Source organism: Pseudomonas sp. W15Feb9B, assembly GCF_000828175.1.
Taxonomy (GTDB): Bacteria; Pseudomonadota; Gammaproteobacteria; order Pseudomonadales; family Pseudomonadaceae; genus Aquipseudomonas; species Aquipseudomonas parakoreensis.
The window spans coordinates 17,326-32,615 of sequence record NZ_JTKF01000045.1; the positions used below are offsets into that span (position 1 = coordinate 17,326).

Sequence of the window (15,290 nt, forward strand, 5' to 3'; positions counted from 1 at the left end):
GTACGACTTGATCCTTGTGGGAGCTGGCTTGCCAGCGATGAGGCCCTCCCTCACACCGGTGATTTCACGACCGAAGGCTGCGCCCGCATCACGCACAACCCGTAATAAATCACCCCGCCCAGCGCCGAGCCGGTAAACCAGCCGTAGCTGTAAAACCAGCTGAACGCATCGCTGCCCAGCGACAGCAGGGTCAGCACCACCGGCACGCCAAACGCGGCAAACCCGGCCCAGTTCCACGCCGGATAAACGTCATCGCGGTACAGCCCGGCCAGTTCCAGTTGCTGTTTCTTGATCAGGAAATAGTCCACCACCATGATCCCGGCGATCGGCCCGAGCAAGCTCGAATAGCCCAGCAGCCAGTTGGAATACACGGTTTCCAGGCTGACATCGGAAACGATCAGACCGAGCTTTTTCAGCAGCTCGTGGGCCATCAACGCCAGCCCGACGAAGCCGGTGAGCAACACCGCTTTGGTGCGGTTGATCACCTTGGGCGCGATGTTCTGGAAGTCGTTGGTTGGCGAAACAATGTTCGCCGCCGTGTTGGTCGACAGCGTGGCGATGATGATCAGCGCCATGGCCACCGCCACCCACAGCGGGCTCTGGATATGGCCGATCAGGCTGACCGGATCCGATACCGTGACACCGACCAGCTTCACCGACGCAGCGGTCATCACCACCCCCAGCGAAGCGAACAGGAACATGGTCAGTGGCAGGCCGAAAATCTGCCCGAGGATCTGGTCTTTCTGGCTTTTGGCGTACCGGCTGAAGTCGGGAATGTTCAGCGACAACGTGGCCCAGAAGCCGACCATCGCCGTCAGCCCCGCAGCGAAGTAACTGACCACGCTCGCGCCTTCGGGGCGTTTCGGTGGAATCGCCAGCAGCTCGCTCATCGACACATTGGGCATCGCCCACACCAGCAGGCCAATGCCGACTGCCACCAGCAGCGGCGCGGACAGGGTTTCCAGCCACTTGATCGACTCGGCACCACGGATCACCACCCACAGGTTCAGCGACCAGAAGATCATGAAGCCGATCACCTCCCCCGTGCCACCGAGGGATTTCCAGCCGTCGAAGATCGAGCCAAGAAACAGGTGAATCGCCAGCCCGCCAAACATCGTTTGAATCCCGAACCAGCCACACGCCACCAGCGCACGAATCAGGCACGGCACGTTGGAGCCGAGCACGCCGAATGACGAGCGCAGCAACACCGGGAACGGAATGCCGTACTTGGTGCCGGGAAAGGCATTGAGGGTCAGCGGGATCAGCACGATGACGTTGGCCAGCAGAATCGCCATCAGCGCTTCGCCGACGGTCAGGCCGAAATACGCGGTGAGCACGCCGCCAAGGGTGTAAGTCGGCACGCACACCGACATGCCGACCCACAACGCGGTGATGTGCCATTTGTTCCAGGTGCGTTCGCGCACCTTGGTCGGTGCCATATCGTGGTTGTAACGGGGACTGTCGAGGACGTCGCTGCCGGCTTCGAGTTCGAACAAGCCGTCGCGCTCGGTCACTTGCGATCTGTTCTGTTGCATGGCCGCTCCACTGTTCTTCTGATTATTTTTTTGCTCATCAGGCGGCTGCACACCAGGGTGCGAGCCGGACGATGGCCGGAGGAACTGACAACTTTCTTGCACCGGCCATGGTGTCAGCGGCGGCATCAATAAACGTGCCGGGTACTCCGTCTGACGCTCAGGCGGTGTTACAAACGCATTGCAACTTTCTGATAATTCACGCTTTTAATTATTCACCGGAGGAGTCCGCGAAAACCTGTCTGCACGCTCAGGCTAAACGTTTGCCAAGTTGTCCGAACTGTCAGGACTCAATCTGGTGCACTGCACTTTTTTTTCATTACGGGCGATCAACCGCAGCTCAACTTCAAGCAGCTGATTTCACATAGGAAATCTTGCTCATATTTCCATCCTGTCAAGTGCGTCAAAATGGTGAACAGCCTCACCATTTTGGTGATTTCAATTTTTTATCGTTATTTTTCAACAACTTAAAACAGAAATAAGCTTATAAAAAATAATCTTGATCAATTTGATAACTGCGACTAGCTTCTATTCCTGACAGCACTGACAGGAATATACCGATCAGCGTTGAACACCAATAAAACATTGAGAACCGGCACAAGTCGGTCATGCCTGCGAGGAACTCGGAATGTCTCTGTTGATCCGTGGCGCCACCGTTGTTACCCATGATGAAAGTTATCGCGCCGACGTCTATTGCGCCGACGGCGTGATCAAAGCCATTGGTCAAAACCTGGATATTCCCGCCGGTGCCGAAGTGCTCGACGGCAGCGGCCAATACCTGATGCCCGGCGGCATCGATCCACACACCCACATGCAATTGCCCTTCATGGGCACCGTGGCCAGTGAAGACTTTTACAGCGGCACCGCTGCGGGTCTGGCTGGCGGGACCACCTCGATCATCGACTTCGTGATTCCCAATCCGCAGCAGTCGTTGATGGAAGCGTTTCATCAGTGGCGTGGCTGGGCCGAAAAGTCCGCCTCGGACTACGGCTTTCACGTCGCGATCACCTGGTGGAGCGAGCAGGTGCGCGAGGAAATGGCCGAGCTGGTCAGCCATCACGGGATCAACAGCTTCAAGCATTTCATGGCCTACAAGAACGCGATCATGGCCGCCGACGACACGCTGGTGGCGAGTTTCGAGCGCTGCCTGGAACTCGGCGCGGTGCCGACCGTGCATGCGGAAAACGGCGAGCTGGTCTATCACCTGCAACGCAAGTTGATGGCCCAGGGCATCACCGGGCCAGAGGCGCATCCATTGTCACGGCCATCGCAGGTGGAAGGCGAAGCGGCGAGCCGGGCGATCCGTATTGCCGAGACCATCGGCACGCCGCTGTACCTGGTACACGTGTCGACCAAGGAAGCGCTGGACGAAATCACTTATGCCCGCAGCAAGGGCCAACCGGTGTACGGCGAAGTGCTGGCCGGGCATCTGCTGCTCGACGACAGCGTCTACCAGCACCCGGACTGGCAGACCGCCGCCGGTTATGTGATGAGCCCGCCGTTCCGCCCGCGCGGGCATCAGGAGGCCCTTTGGCATGGCCTGCAGAGCGGTAATCTGCACACCACCGCCACTGACCACTGCTGCTTCTGCGCCGAGCAAAAAGCCGCCGGGCGCGACGACTTCAGCAAGATCCCCAACGGCACCGCCGGCATCGAAGACCGCATGGCGGTGTTGTGGGATGAAGGGTTCAACAGCGGCCGTTTGTCGATGCAGGATTTCGTCGCCCTTACCTCCACCAATACCGCAAAAATCTTCAACCTCTATCCGCGCAAAGGCGCGATTCGCGTCGGCGCCGACGCCGACCTGGTGCTGTGGGACCCGCAAGGCACTCGCACCATTTCCGCCAAGACCCACCATCAGCAGGTGGACTTCAACATCTTCGAAGGCAAGACCGTGCGCGGCGTGCCAAGTCATACCGTCAGCCAGGGCAAAGTGGTATGGGCCGACGGCGATCTGCGCGCCGAGCGCGGCGCCGGGCGGTACATCGAACGACCGGCGTATCCGGCGGTATTTGATTTGCTGAGCAAGCGGGCTGAGATGCATAAGCCGACGGCTGTGAAACGCTGAAATCCAGGCCTTCGGCCTATCGCTGGCAAGCCAGCTCCCACAGGGATTCTGGGTGTTCGAAAAACCTTGTGGGAGCTGGCTTGCCAGCGATGAGGCCATCCCAAGCGACACAAAAACCACTGCCCATCAGAGGCAGAGAACCTCAATAACCGTGAGGCAAAAAACCGTGATCGAGACCCTGAACCATCTCCCGCACCCGCACGAAAGTGCGGCCGCCCTCGCCGGCCATTTCACTGATCTGGCGCCACCGCTCAACGCCCGGCAGGCACACCTGGAAGCCTCGCGCTGCCTGTATTGCTACGACGCGCCGTGCGTCAATGCGTGCCCCAGCGAGATCGATATTCCGTCGTTCATCCGCAACATCCATCAGGACAACGTGCCCGGTGCGGCGCAGAAAATCCTTTCGGCGAACATCCTCGGCGGCAGTTGTGCGCGGGTCTGCCCGACGGAAATCCTCTGCCAGCAAGCCTGCGTGCGCAACAACGCCCAGGAATGTGCGCCGGTGCTGATCGGCCTGCTGCAACGCTACGCCGTGGACAACGCGAATTTCACCGAGCACCCGTTCCAGCGTGCGGCCAGCACCGGCAAGCGCATCGCCGTGGTCGGCGCCGGGCCAGCGGGTTTGTCCTGCGCCCACCGCAGTGCGATGCACGGGCATGACGTGGTGATTTTCGAAGCACGGGAGAAGGCTGGCGGCCTCAATGAATACGGGATCGCCAAGTACAAACTGGTCGACGACTACGCGCAAAAGGAACTGGATTTCCTTCTGCAGATCGGCGGTATCGAAATCCGTCACGGACAGAAACTCGGCGAGAATCTGACCCTCAGCGAGCTGCATCAGCAGTTCGACGCGGTGTTCCTCGGCCTCGGCCTGAATGCCAGCAAACAGCTCGGCCTGCCCCACGAAGACGCCCCCGGCCTGCTCGCCGCCACTGACTACATCCGCGAACTGCGCCAGGCCGATGACCTGACGCAACTGCCACTGGCCGAACGCTGCATCGTCCTCGGCGCCGGCAACACGGCGATTGACATGGCCGTGCAAATGGCCCGTCTCGGAGCGCGTGACGTGAATCTGGTGTATCGCCGGGGTGCGGCGGACATGGGCGCGACCGGTCATGAACAGGACATTGCCAAGGCCAATCAGGTACGCCTGCTGACCTGGGCGCAACCGGAAGAAGTGCTGCTCGATGCGCAAGGCAAGGTGCGCGGCATGCGTTTCGCCCGCACGCAACGGGTCGACGGTCGCCTGCAAACCACGGGCGAAACTTTCGAACTGGCCGCCGACGCGATCTTCAAAGCCATTGGTCAGGCCTTCGACAGCAGCGCCCTCGCCGACCCGCTGGCCCGCGAACTCAAGCGTCAGGGCGAACGGATTCAGGTCGATGACAACCTGCGCACCAGCATTCCCGGTGTGTATGCCGGCGGCGACTGCACCAGCCTCGATCAGGATCTCACCGTGCAAGCCGTACAGCACGGCAAACTCGCCGCCGAGGCGATCAACGCGCAACTGATGCTCAACGTGGAGGCTGCGTAAATGGCCGATCTCTCGATTGTCTTCGCCGGTATCAAAGCCCCCAACCCGTTCTGGCTGGCCTCCGCGCCGCCGACCGACAAGGCCTACAATGTGGTCCGCGCCTTCGAGGCCGGCTGGGGTGGCGTGGTCTGGAAAACCCTCGGCGAGGACCCGGCAGCGGTCAACGTCTCGTCGCGCTACTCGGCGCACTACGGCAACAACCGCGAGGTGCTGGGGATCAACAACATCGAACTGATCACCGACCGCTCGCTGGAAATCAACCTGCGTGAGATCACTCAGGTGAAGAAGGACTGGCCGGATCGTGCGCTGATCGTCTCGCTGATGGTGCCGTGCGTGGAGGAGTCGTGGAAACACATCCTGCCACTGGTGGAGGCCACCGGCGCTGACGGCATCGAGCTGAATTTCGGTTGCCCGCACGGCATGCCCGAACGCGGCATGGGCGCGGCGGTGGGTCAGGTACCGGAATACGTCGAGCAGGTCACCCGCTGGTGCAAGACCTATTGCTCGTTGCCGGTGATCGTCAAGCTGACGCCGAACATCACCGACATCCGCGTCGCCGCCCGCGCGGCCCATCGCGGTGGCGCCGATGCGGTGTCGCTGATCAACACCATCAACTCGATCACCAGCGTCGACCTGGAACACATGGTCGCCCTGCCCACCGTCGGCAGCAAAAGCACCCACGGCGGTTATTGCGGCTCAGCGGTCAAACCGATTGCGCTGAACATGGTCGCCGAGATCGCCCGTGATCCGCAGACTCAAGGCCTGCCGATCTGCGGCATTGGTGGCATCGGCAGTTGGCGTGACGCGGCGGAGTTCATGGCGCTGGGCAGCGGCGCGGTGCAGGTGTGCACGGCGGCGATGCTTCACGGCTTCCGGATTGTCGAGGAGATGAAGGACGGGCTGTCGCGCTGGATGGACAGTCAGGGTTACGCCAACATCGCCGAGTTTTCCGGGCGTGCGGTGGGCAACACCACTGACTGGAAATACCTCGACATCAACTATCAGGTCATTGCCAGGATTGATCAGGACGCGTGCATCGGTTGCGGGCGTTGCCACATTGCTTGCGAGGACACGTCACACCAGGCGATCAGCAGCCTCAAGCAGGCCGACGGCACGCATAAATATGAAGTGATTGATGAGGAATGTGTCGGGTGCAATCTGTGCCAGATCACCTGCCCGGTGGCGGACTGCATCGAGATGGTGCCGATGGAGACCGGCAAGCCGTTTCTGGACTGGAATCATGATCCGCGCAATCCGTACCATGTCTCACCCTAGGCCAGGTAGCGTCTGAACAGACGCCTTCGCGAGCAAGCTCGCTCCCACAGGGTTCTCTGGTGTTCATGACACTTGAGGACAACCCGAAAACCTGTGGGAGCGGGCTTGCTCGCGAAGGGGTCGGCAGTCACAACACATGGCTCAAGGTTCTAATCCGATCCCGCGCAAAATCACACTGGTCACCGTCTGCACCGCACGCTCGAACTGCATGTCCGACAGCGGCTGATGCTCGTTGAGAATATTCACCTGATGATCGAAGTCGGCGTAATGCTGGGTCGAGGCCCAGATCATGTACAGCAGGCTCGACGGCTCCACCGGCAGAATCCGCTTGTCCTCGACCCACTGGCGGATCTTCGCTTCCTTCATTTTCGCCCAGTCGTACAGGCTCAGATCCAGCGCTTCACCCAAGGTCGGCGCACCGTGGATGATCTCGTTGGCCCAGACTTTCGAACCATAAGGCCGGCTGCGCGAGTGGTTCATCTTGGCGCGGATGTAGCTGCTGAGCACCACCCGTGGATCGTCGAACATCTCAAAGCACAGCGCGTCCTGCTTCCACACCTCCAGCAGGTCGAACAGCACCGCGCTGTACAGTTCGCTCTTGGTGGAAAAGTAGTAATGCAAGTTGGAGCGCGGCAGTTGCACTTCGGCGGCGATGTCGGCCATGGCGGTGCCGCCGAAGCCTTTTTCGGCGAAGACTTTTTCCGCCGCCAACAGGATTTTCTCGACGTTACTGCGACGGATCTCGATCTTGTGATTGCCCATGAGGGCTCCCTGACAACGACGTTGTTGAAGACTAGCATCCGCTCTGGCCTCGGGGCGACCGCTGCAAACAAAACTTCGTATGAAGGCCGGCGCATGGCTAAACTGGCGCTTCTTTGTCCTGCCTCAGAGGTACCCGCGATGCTGTTCAAGAACGTCCTGACCACCACTGCCCTGCTCGCTTCGCTGTGCGCCGCATCCTCCGTTTTTGCCCACGCCCACTTGAAAAGCCAGACCCCGGCCGCCGACAGCACCGTCGCCGCGCCGGCCGATCTGCGCCTGACCTTTTCCGAAGGCGTCGAGGCCAGCTTCACCAAAGTCAGCCTGACCCACGACGGCGCCCCGGTCGCGATCAAACCGCTGACCACCGAAGGCGACAAGAAAACCCTGATCGTCACCCCCGCCGCACCACTCAGTGCCGGTGAATACAAAGTCGAATGGCATGCGGTGTCGGTCGACACGCACAAGAGCGAAGGCGCCTACCAGTTCAAGGTCGGCCAGTAATTCATGAGTGAAGCGCTGGTGCTGTGCCGCTTCGTGCATTTCAGCGCGGTGTTGATGCTGTTCGGCGCCTGGCTGTTTCGGCCGTTGCTGCTCAAGGCACCAGTGCCGACATTGGATCGGCATCTGGCGCGACTGGCGCGTTGGCTGACCGCGATTGCCTTGGTCAGCGGCGTGACCTGGGCGCTGTTGATCACCGCGAGCATGGCCGGTTCGGCGGCGGCAGCGTTCGATCCGGACACTGTTGGCGTGGTGCTCGGCAACACCTTTTTCGGCCAGGTCTGGCGCTGGCATCTGCTGATCAACGCGCTGTTGCTGGCATTGCTGTTCACGCCGTGGCGATCGAGCCTGCCGCTGCGTCTGGGCTTGAGCGCGCTGCTCCTGGCGACCCTGGCGCCGGTCGGTCACGGCGCGATGCTCGACGGCCTCAGCGGGCAACTGCTGATCCTCAACCAGATCGTTCACCTGACCTGCGTCGCTGCATGGCTCGGCGGTCTGTTGCTGCTGGTATTGATCCTGCGCCAACCCGACGAAACGATGAGCCGGATCCTGCAACGCTTCAGCGGTGTCGGTTATGCCATCGTCGGCGGGCTGCTGATTACCGGACTGATCAACGTGCGCGTGCTGACCGGGCAATGGTGGCCGACGCCGCTGTTCAGTGGCTTTGCCCTGATCCTGCTGATCAAGGCGTTGCTGGTGCTGGGCATGCTCGCGCTGGCGCTGTTCAATCGCTTGCGGATTGATGATTGCGAACAGCGGATGGGCGCACTCAAGCGCAGTGTGTTGCTGGAGTGGTTGTTGGGGATGGGTGCGGTGGCGGCGGTCTCCCTTCTCGGTACTCTGCCACCGATGATTGCAGCCTGAAGCCCCCCTGTGGGAGCTGGCTTGCCAGCGATGGCGGTGTGTCAGGAACAGATATTTCGGATGTACCGACGTCTTCGCTGGCAAGCCAACTCCCACAAGGTTTTGTGTAGATCAATGCGGTTGTGTGTCACCCGCTGCAGTGTCGATGCTGACCACCACCGACATCCCCGGGCGCAAGCGTTCCTCTTCCTGCTGATCCGGATCGATGGTGATCCGCACCGGCACGCGCTGGGCGATTTTCACGAAGTTGCCCGTGGCGTTATCCGCCTGCAGCAGGGCGAACTCCGAACCGGTGCCGGGCGAAATGTGCTGCACATGCCCGGTGAACTGGCGGTGGTTCAGCGCATCAACGGTGAAGCGCACCGGCTGCCCGACACGCACGTTGTCCATCTGGGTTTCCTTCATGTTGGCGATCACCCATTTCTGATTTGGCACCAACGCCATCAGTTGCGCCCCTGAGTTGACGTAAGCGCCGAGGCGCACGCCGATCTGCCCGAGCTGGCCATCACGCGGGGCGACGATGCGCGTATTCGACAAGTCGATCCGCGCCAGTTGCACCGCCGCTTCAGCGCTGGCCACCGAGGCTTCCAGCGAACCGCGATTGACGATCACCGTCTGCAGATCCTGCCGGGCGATTTCCAGATTGGCCTTGGCCTGCGCCACCGCCGCAATGCTCTGCGCATTGGCCGCGAGCGTCACGTCCATCTCGCGTTTCGACACCGAGCCGTCACTCACCAGCTCCTTGTTACGCCGCAGATCCGCCTCGCTTTTGCGCAACTGCGCCTCGCTGTCGGCCACCACCGCCTGACGCAGTTTGATCGTCGCTTCGGCGCTGTTGCGTTGCTGCACCACGTTGGCCAGCGCGGCTTTCTGCACCGCCAGTTGCGCCAGCGACTGGTCGAGGCGCTGCTGATAAATCCGGTCGTCCAGGCGCACCAGCAAATCACCGGCCTTCACGTACTGGAAATCCTGCACCGGCACCTCGAACACGTAACCGCTGAGCTGCGGGCCGATGATCGTCACCTGACCGCGCACCAACGCGTTTTCAGTGGTTTCGACCGCACTGCTGAACGGCGGCAGCTGCCAGGCGTAGAGCACGATCAGCACACCGACGATGGCAATCGCGGCAAAGCCCAGTGACGAGATGATCCGTACCCGCAACGAGCGCGGCTCGGTGTTCGGCGAGGACGGCGGCGCCACGCCTTCCGGGGTGGCGGCGATGGCATTGGTGGTTGTGGTGGTCGGTTCGGTCATGAATGGGAGGCACCGTCAGGAGGTACGGAAGGCGCTGGGTCGACGGCTTTGGTGGTGCTCATCAGCCACAGCGCACGAATGGACAGCCAGATCATGGTCAGCACCGCAATCACGGCGATCAGCATGAACACATCGTTATAGGCCAGCACGTTGGCTTCGCGAGTCGCGGCATTCGCCAGGCTGCGAATCCCGGCCAGATTGCGCAGGCTCGGGTCGGCCAGCAAGCTGCCATAGGCCGAACTGCCGCTTTGTACGCGCGCAGCCACCAGCGGATCGGACAGCGTCAGGTGCTCGACCAGGTGGCTGGAGTGGAATTTCTCGCGCACGATCTGGAACGTGCCCAACAACGCCGCGCCGAGCAGGCCGCCGAGGTTGTTGCAGATCCCGAACAACACCGAAAAACTCACCAGATTGCGCGGGTTGGTCAACACGTTGCGGGTGCCGAAAACCATGGTCGGTCCCAGAAAAAACGTGCTGCCGAAGGCCAGCAGGAACTGGCTGAAATACAGGTTTTGCGGACGGGTCAGGTTGTTGGAAAAACTGTCCATCACCGAGCCGGTGGCCATCAGCGCCAGCGAGATGATCAGCGGCATCAGCAGATGCTTGGGGTCGATGGTCAGCGCACTGGTCGCCAGCCCGGCGATGCTGCCGATCAGCATCACCACGTAGAGGCTGTGCAGTTGCTCATAACCCATATTGAGGTTCTGCATGAAACCGACCGCGCCGGTGGACTGCTCCGAGGTGACCATGCGAATCAGGGTCACCGCCAGCGCCAGGCGGATCATCGTGCCGCTGCCGAGCCAGCGGGTCATCAGCATCGGGTTGCTGCGATTGTGTTCAATCGCCAGGCCGGCGAGGATCAGGGCAATCGAGGCCGCCAGCGCATAGCCGATCCAGTTGGCCTCCAGCCACCAGTCGATCCGCCCCAGCGACAACACCGCGCAGAGCAGTGCCACGCCGCTGGCGAGGATGGCGAAGGTCAGAAAGTCCAGCGGCTCGAAGGTTTTGAAGCGGTCACCGGGCGGCAACTTGAGCAGCAACACGCAGCCCAGCGACAGCAGCGCCATGCCCAGCTCGAACAGGTACAAGCCACGCCATTCGGCAATCTGCAGCAAGTCTTCGGAGAACAATCGCGCCAGCGGCAAAGCCAGTTGCGAGGCGCCGAGGCCCAGCACCAGCGCCTTCAGCCGCCACTTGGCCGGAAACGCCTGAACCATGTAATACAGACCCAGCGAACTCAGCGCCGCACCGACCATGCCGTGCGCCGCGCGCACGGCGATGGCCGAGCTCAGGTCATTGACGAACAGGTGGCCGAAGGTCACCAGCGCATACAACACCAGAAACACTTCGGTGAATGCACGCAGGCCGAACTGCTGACGAAACTTCACCAGCAACAGGTTCATCGACACGTTGGTCATCACGTACGCGGCCGGCAGCCAGGCCATCTCCGCCGTGGTCGCGCCCAGCGCACCTTGCAGGTAAGGCAGGTTGGCGACCACCAGCGAGTTGCCCAGACCACCGGTCACCGCCACCAACAGCCCGACCAGCGCATAGGCCAGGCGCTTGGGGTTGGAGTGCAGCGGCGTCGAGGGGGAACCGGGCAGACTGGGCTTCTCGTGCGGCTGCCAGTTGCGCGGGGCGTATCGATCCATTGAAAGACCTTGTGCTTGTGTTGCCGGGAGTTTGCCGCAAATGTTGCGGCAAACCCACAATCCTGTGGGAGCTGGCTTGCCAGCGATGGCGGCAGTCGGCTCGGCAAGAGGGTGACCGGCAGCCCGCTCCCACTGGTTCGCGGTGGATTCGTAAATTCTGTTTAAAGGTCTTCTTGCCCGCAACGGATTTTTCCCGCGCCGGGCAACTGCCACCCTTGCAGCCCTTCTCAACCTGCAAGGTGCCCGTTATGACCACGCCCCACCGGCAACGCTCCCCACGCTTTTTAAAAAACCTTGTGGCGGCCGCCCTGCTGCTGCCGGCCCTCGCCTTCGCTCAGGAACGCCCGTGGCCGGACGGTTCGCAACTGGTGATCTCGGTGTCGATGCAATTCGAAACCGGCGGTCAGCCCGAAGGCGCGGAAAGCCCGTTCTCCGGCACGCCGCTGCCCAAGGGTTATCCGGATCTGCCGGCGCAGACCTGGTTTGATTATGGCTACAAGGAAGGCTTGTGGCGGATGCTCGACCTGTGGGATCGCACCGGCATCAAGGTCACCTCGCATGTGGTCGGCGAAGCGGCGCTCAAACACCCGGAACTGGCGAAAGCGATTGCTGCGCGCGGCCATGAACTGGCGGCCCATGGCATGCGTTGGGCCGATTCCTACAACATGCGTTACGACCAGGAAAAACAGTTCATCGGCGACGGTGTCAACGCGGTGGAAAAACTTACCGGCCAGCGCTCGGTGGGTTACAACGCCAATTGGCTGCGGCGCAGCCCCAATACGCTGAAGGTTCTGCAAGACCTGAACTTCACCTATCACATCGATGACGTCAGCCGCGACGAACCGTTCGTGACCATGGTCCGTGGACGCAAATTTGCCGTGGTGCCGTATACCTTGCGCAACAACGACATCGTGTTGATCGAGGGTCGGCATTTCTCCGCCGAGCAGTTCTATCAGCAACTGGTGCTGGAATTTGATCGCCTGTACGCCGAAGGCGCGAGCCAGCGACGGATGATGTCGGTGAGTCTGCACGACCGCATCGGCGGCACGCCGGCGATGGTCGAAGCGATGGAGCGGTTCATTCGTTATGCGCAGGCGCATCCGAAGGTGAGTTTCATGCGCAAGGATCAGATCGCGCAGGTTGTGCTGACCGAGAAAAATCCTTTGATTGATTGAGGAGCAAAATCAAAAGATCGCAGCCTGCGGCAGCTCCTACAAGGTGTACACCATTCCCATGGAGCTGCCGCAGGCTGCGATCTTTTCAGGCGCGCAACAACATATACCCCGCCACCACCAGACACACACTGGCAAACCCCACTTGCAACGTCCGCGCCGGCACCCGCGCACAAAGCTTGCGCCCGATGATCATGCCGACGATGCTGGCGACGATAAACGCCGCGCCCTGTGCGTCAATCCGCACGCCTGCGTGAAACGATCCGATCACGCCAATCGCCGAAATCAGACTGATCACCATCAGCGACGTCGCCACGATCCCGCGCATCTGCACATCGGTCAGTTGCTTGAACGCCGGCACGATCAGGAATCCACCGCCGACGCCAAGCAAGCCCGAAACCACACCCGTCACCGCGCCCAGCGCCGCAAGAGTCGCAGTGCATTTGGCGGTCCAGTCGAAGCGCCCGGTCTGTTCATTGAGCATGCAGTTCTTCTGCCCCCAGCTCGCATGGCCATGGTCGCTCGGCCCCTCTTGCGCACGCTCGCGGCGCAACATCCGCCAGGCCACCATGACCATCAGCAGGCTGAAGAGGATCATCAGAATTTTCTCCGGCAACTGATGCGCGAAATAGATCCCCAGCGGCGAAAACACCGCGCCGAGCGCGGCAATCAGCAGTGCCGCGCGATAGCGCACCAGGCCATGACGCAAACCGTCAATGGCACCGACGGCTGCCGCACTGCCCACGGCGAACAACGCCACGGGCGCAGCCTGGGTCATGCTCCAGCCGAGGCCGAGCACCAGCGCCGGCACCGCGAGAATCCCGCCGCCCGCCCCGGTCAGCCCGAGAATCAGCCCCATCAACACGCCAAACAGACTTGCCAGCAACATAGGGAGTTCTCAGTCGACTTTGGACAAACCGGTCAGCCACTCGCGGCCCTTGAGCATGCCGTTCCAGTAGAACCACGGCAGCAGCGTCGCCTTGAGGAACCACGCCGAGCGGCGCGGCACGGTCGCATCGAGGGCGAAGGTCGGCAGCAACTTCCCGCCGTAACCGAACTCGGCGAGGATCACCTTGCCCTTCTCCACCGTCAGCGGGCAGGAACCGTAGCCGTCGTACTTCAGTGGCAGCGGCTGCCGCTTGCGCAGCGCCAAGAGGTTTTCGGCGACGACCACGATCTGCTTGCGCACGGCCGCAGCGGTTTTTGCGTTAGTGGTGCCGCAGATGTCACCGAGGCCAAACACCTCGGGGTAACGCGGATGTTGCAGGCTGTGCGGATTGACTTCGCACCAGCCGGCGGTGTCGGCCAGCGGGCTCTGGGCGATGAAGTCCGGCGCGACTTGCGGCGGCACAACATGCAGCAGGTCAAAGGTTTTCGCCTGTGTGGTGACGTTGCCGTCAGCGTCCTTGATCTCGAACCAGGCGGTTTTCGCCGGGCCGTCGACCCTGACCAGATTGCTGTTGAAGGCCAGTTGCGCGTTGTACTTCTCGATGTACTTCATCAGCGGCGGAACGAAGGTCGCGACACCGAAGAGTGCGGCACCGGCCAGGTTGAACTCGACGTTAACGTTGTTCAGCACAGCGGTTTTGCGCCAGTGATCGCACGACAGGTACAACGCTTTCTGCGGCGCGCCGGCGCATTTGATCGGCATCGCCGGCTGGGTGAACAACGCCTTGCCGCCGCGCAGTTTCTGCACCTGATCCCAGGTGTATTGCGCATGCTGATAGCTGTAGTTGGACGTCACGCCATGCTGGCCGAGGCTTTCCTGCAGGCCTTCGATCTTCTCCCAGGCCAGACGCAGGCCGGGACAGACGATCAGGTTCTGGTAGCTGACGCGGCGTCGATCGTTGAGCGTGAGTTGACGGGTGTCGGGATCCACCGCTGTCACCGCCGCCTGAATCCAGGTGCCCTGACGCGGCATCACTTTGCTCATCGGCCGCGCAGTGTCCTTGACGTCATAGGCGCCACTGCCGACCAGCGTCCATGCCGGTTGGTAGTAGTGCTGGGCGCTTGGCTCAATCACGGTGACTTTAAGAGTGGGATCACGCTTGAGCAGACTGGCGACGAAGCCGATGCCGGCGGTGCCGCCGCCGATGACCACGATGTCTGCACTGATGGATGGGCCCCAGTGTTGATCGTTCATTGCTTGTTCCTTATTGCTGCACGCAAGGATTTTTTCGAATCAAACCACTAAACCTGTGGGAGCTGGCTTGCCAGCGATAGGGACTTGTCAACCGCTATTGATGGCGACTGACACTCCGCCATCGCTGGCAAGCCAGCTCCCACAGGTTTTGTATTGTGTTGGCTGACATTTATGGGTGGCCCCAGCTCTTGAGCACCGCCCCGCAATACAGTCCGGACAGGGTCTTCATCACCTGAATCACTTCAGGGCTGGCCAGGCCGTAAAAGATGTATTTGCCTTCGCGGCGGGTCGCCACCAGGCCTTCGTCGCGCAGGATGCCCAGTTGCTGGGACAGCGTCGGCTGGCGCACGCCGGTGATTTTTTCCAGCTCGCCGACGTTGCGTTCGCCCTGAGTCAGCTGGCACAGGATCAACAGGCGATCCTCATTGGCCAGCGCCTTGAGCAGCGCGCAGGCCTTGGAGGCGGACGCCCGCAGTTGGGCGACTTCACATTCGGTCAGACTGGATTGCATTTGCACGATGCCTTCAACGTCACTT

General features: G+C 61.3%; 13 protein-coding genes. 6 read left to right on the forward strand and 7 right to left on the reverse strand.

All coding sequences use genetic code 11. The features are described from left to right. Window positions 1-50: 50 nt before the first annotated feature. Complete coding sequence (locus tag OC71_RS21865; RefSeq protein WP_041073310.1) at window positions 51-1,535, reverse strand: NCS1 family nucleobase:cation symporter-1; 1,485 nt, start codon at window positions 1,533-1,535, stop codon at window positions 51-53. Between the two features lie 625 nt (window positions 1,536-2,160). Here OC71_RS21865 and hydA point away from each other — a divergent pair. From hydA to preA, 3 genes are all read left to right on the forward strand, one after another. Further along, on the forward strand, window positions 2,161-3,600 hold the full coding sequence (hydA, locus tag OC71_RS21870) for a dihydropyrimidinase (protein ID WP_041073312.1): 1,440 nt from the start codon (window positions 2,161-2,163) through the stop codon (window positions 3,598-3,600). A gap of 166 nt (window positions 3,601-3,766) precedes the next feature. Further along, window positions 3,767-5,134 carry an NAD(P)-dependent oxidoreductase gene (locus tag OC71_RS21875; RefSeq protein ID WP_041073314.1) on the forward strand — a complete coding sequence of 456 codons (1,368 nt, stop codon included), beginning with the start codon at window positions 3,767-3,769 and terminating at the stop codon, window positions 5,132-5,134. Then, window positions 5,135-6,409: an NAD-dependent dihydropyrimidine dehydrogenase subunit PreA gene (gene preA, locus OC71_RS21880; protein WP_041073316.1), complete on the forward strand. Its 1,275-nt coding sequence runs from the start codon at window positions 5,135-5,137 to the stop codon at window positions 6,407-6,409. A gap of 141 nt (window positions 6,410-6,550) precedes the next feature. Here preA and OC71_RS21885 read toward each other — a convergent pair whose 3' ends face one another. Then, window positions 6,551-7,171, reverse strand: a complete 621-nt coding sequence (locus OC71_RS21885; protein ID WP_027613201.1) for a TetR/AcrR family transcriptional regulator — start codon at window positions 7,169-7,171, stop codon at window positions 6,551-6,553. A 138-nt stretch (window positions 7,172-7,309) separates the two neighbouring features. Here OC71_RS21885 and copC point away from each other — a divergent pair, with 138 nt between their 5' ends. Continuing rightward, window positions 7,310-7,672 carry a copper homeostasis periplasmic binding protein CopC gene (copC, locus tag OC71_RS21890; RefSeq protein WP_041073319.1) on the forward strand — a complete coding sequence of 121 codons (363 nt, stop codon included), beginning with the start codon at window positions 7,310-7,312 and terminating at the stop codon, window positions 7,670-7,672. Window positions 7,673-7,675: 3 nt separating this feature from the next. Beyond that, window positions 7,676-8,533, forward strand: a complete 858-nt coding sequence (copD, locus tag OC71_RS21895; RefSeq protein ID WP_041073322.1) for a copper homeostasis membrane protein CopD — start codon at window positions 7,676-7,678, stop codon at window positions 8,531-8,533. A gap of 111 nt (window positions 8,534-8,644) precedes the next feature. Here copD and OC71_RS21900 read toward each other — a convergent pair whose 3' ends face one another. Then, window positions 8,645-9,787 carry an HlyD family secretion protein gene (locus OC71_RS21900; RefSeq protein WP_041073324.1) on the reverse strand — a complete coding sequence of 381 codons (1,143 nt, stop codon included), beginning with the start codon at window positions 9,785-9,787 and terminating at the stop codon, window positions 8,645-8,647. Further along, on the reverse strand, window positions 9,784-11,439 hold the full coding sequence (locus OC71_RS21905; RefSeq protein WP_041073326.1) for an MFS transporter: 1,656 nt from the start codon (window positions 11,437-11,439) through the stop codon (window positions 9,784-9,786). Before OC71_RS21905 ends, OC71_RS21900 begins: the two co-directional genes overlap by 4 nt. 248 nt (window positions 11,440-11,687) lie before the next feature. Here OC71_RS21905 and OC71_RS21910 point away from each other — a divergent pair, with 248 nt between their 5' ends. Continuing rightward, entirely contained in the window at window positions 11,688-12,614 is a 927-nt protein-coding gene (locus tag OC71_RS21910; RefSeq protein ID WP_041073328.1) for a polysaccharide deacetylase family protein, read from the forward strand. An 85-nt stretch (window positions 12,615-12,699) separates the two neighbouring features. Here the strand turns inward: OC71_RS21910 and OC71_RS21915 are convergent, their stop codons facing one another. The 3 genes from OC71_RS21915 to OC71_RS21925 form a co-directional block, all read right to left on the reverse strand. Further along, window positions 12,700-13,500: a sulfite exporter TauE/SafE family protein gene (locus tag OC71_RS21915; protein ID WP_027613213.1), complete on the reverse strand. Its 801-nt coding sequence runs from the start codon at window positions 13,498-13,500 to the stop codon at window positions 12,700-12,702. 9 nt (window positions 13,501-13,509) lie between these two features. Continuing rightward, window positions 13,510-14,754: an FAD/NAD(P)-binding oxidoreductase gene (locus tag OC71_RS21920; RefSeq protein ID WP_041073330.1), complete on the reverse strand. Its 1,245-nt coding sequence runs from the start codon at window positions 14,752-14,754 to the stop codon at window positions 13,510-13,512. A 169-nt stretch (window positions 14,755-14,923) separates the two neighbouring features. Beyond that, window positions 14,924-15,265, reverse strand: a complete 342-nt coding sequence (locus tag OC71_RS21925) for a helix-turn-helix transcriptional regulator (protein ID WP_041073332.1) — start codon at window positions 15,263-15,265, stop codon at window positions 14,924-14,926. Between the last annotated feature and the right edge of the window lie 25 nt (window positions 15,266-15,290).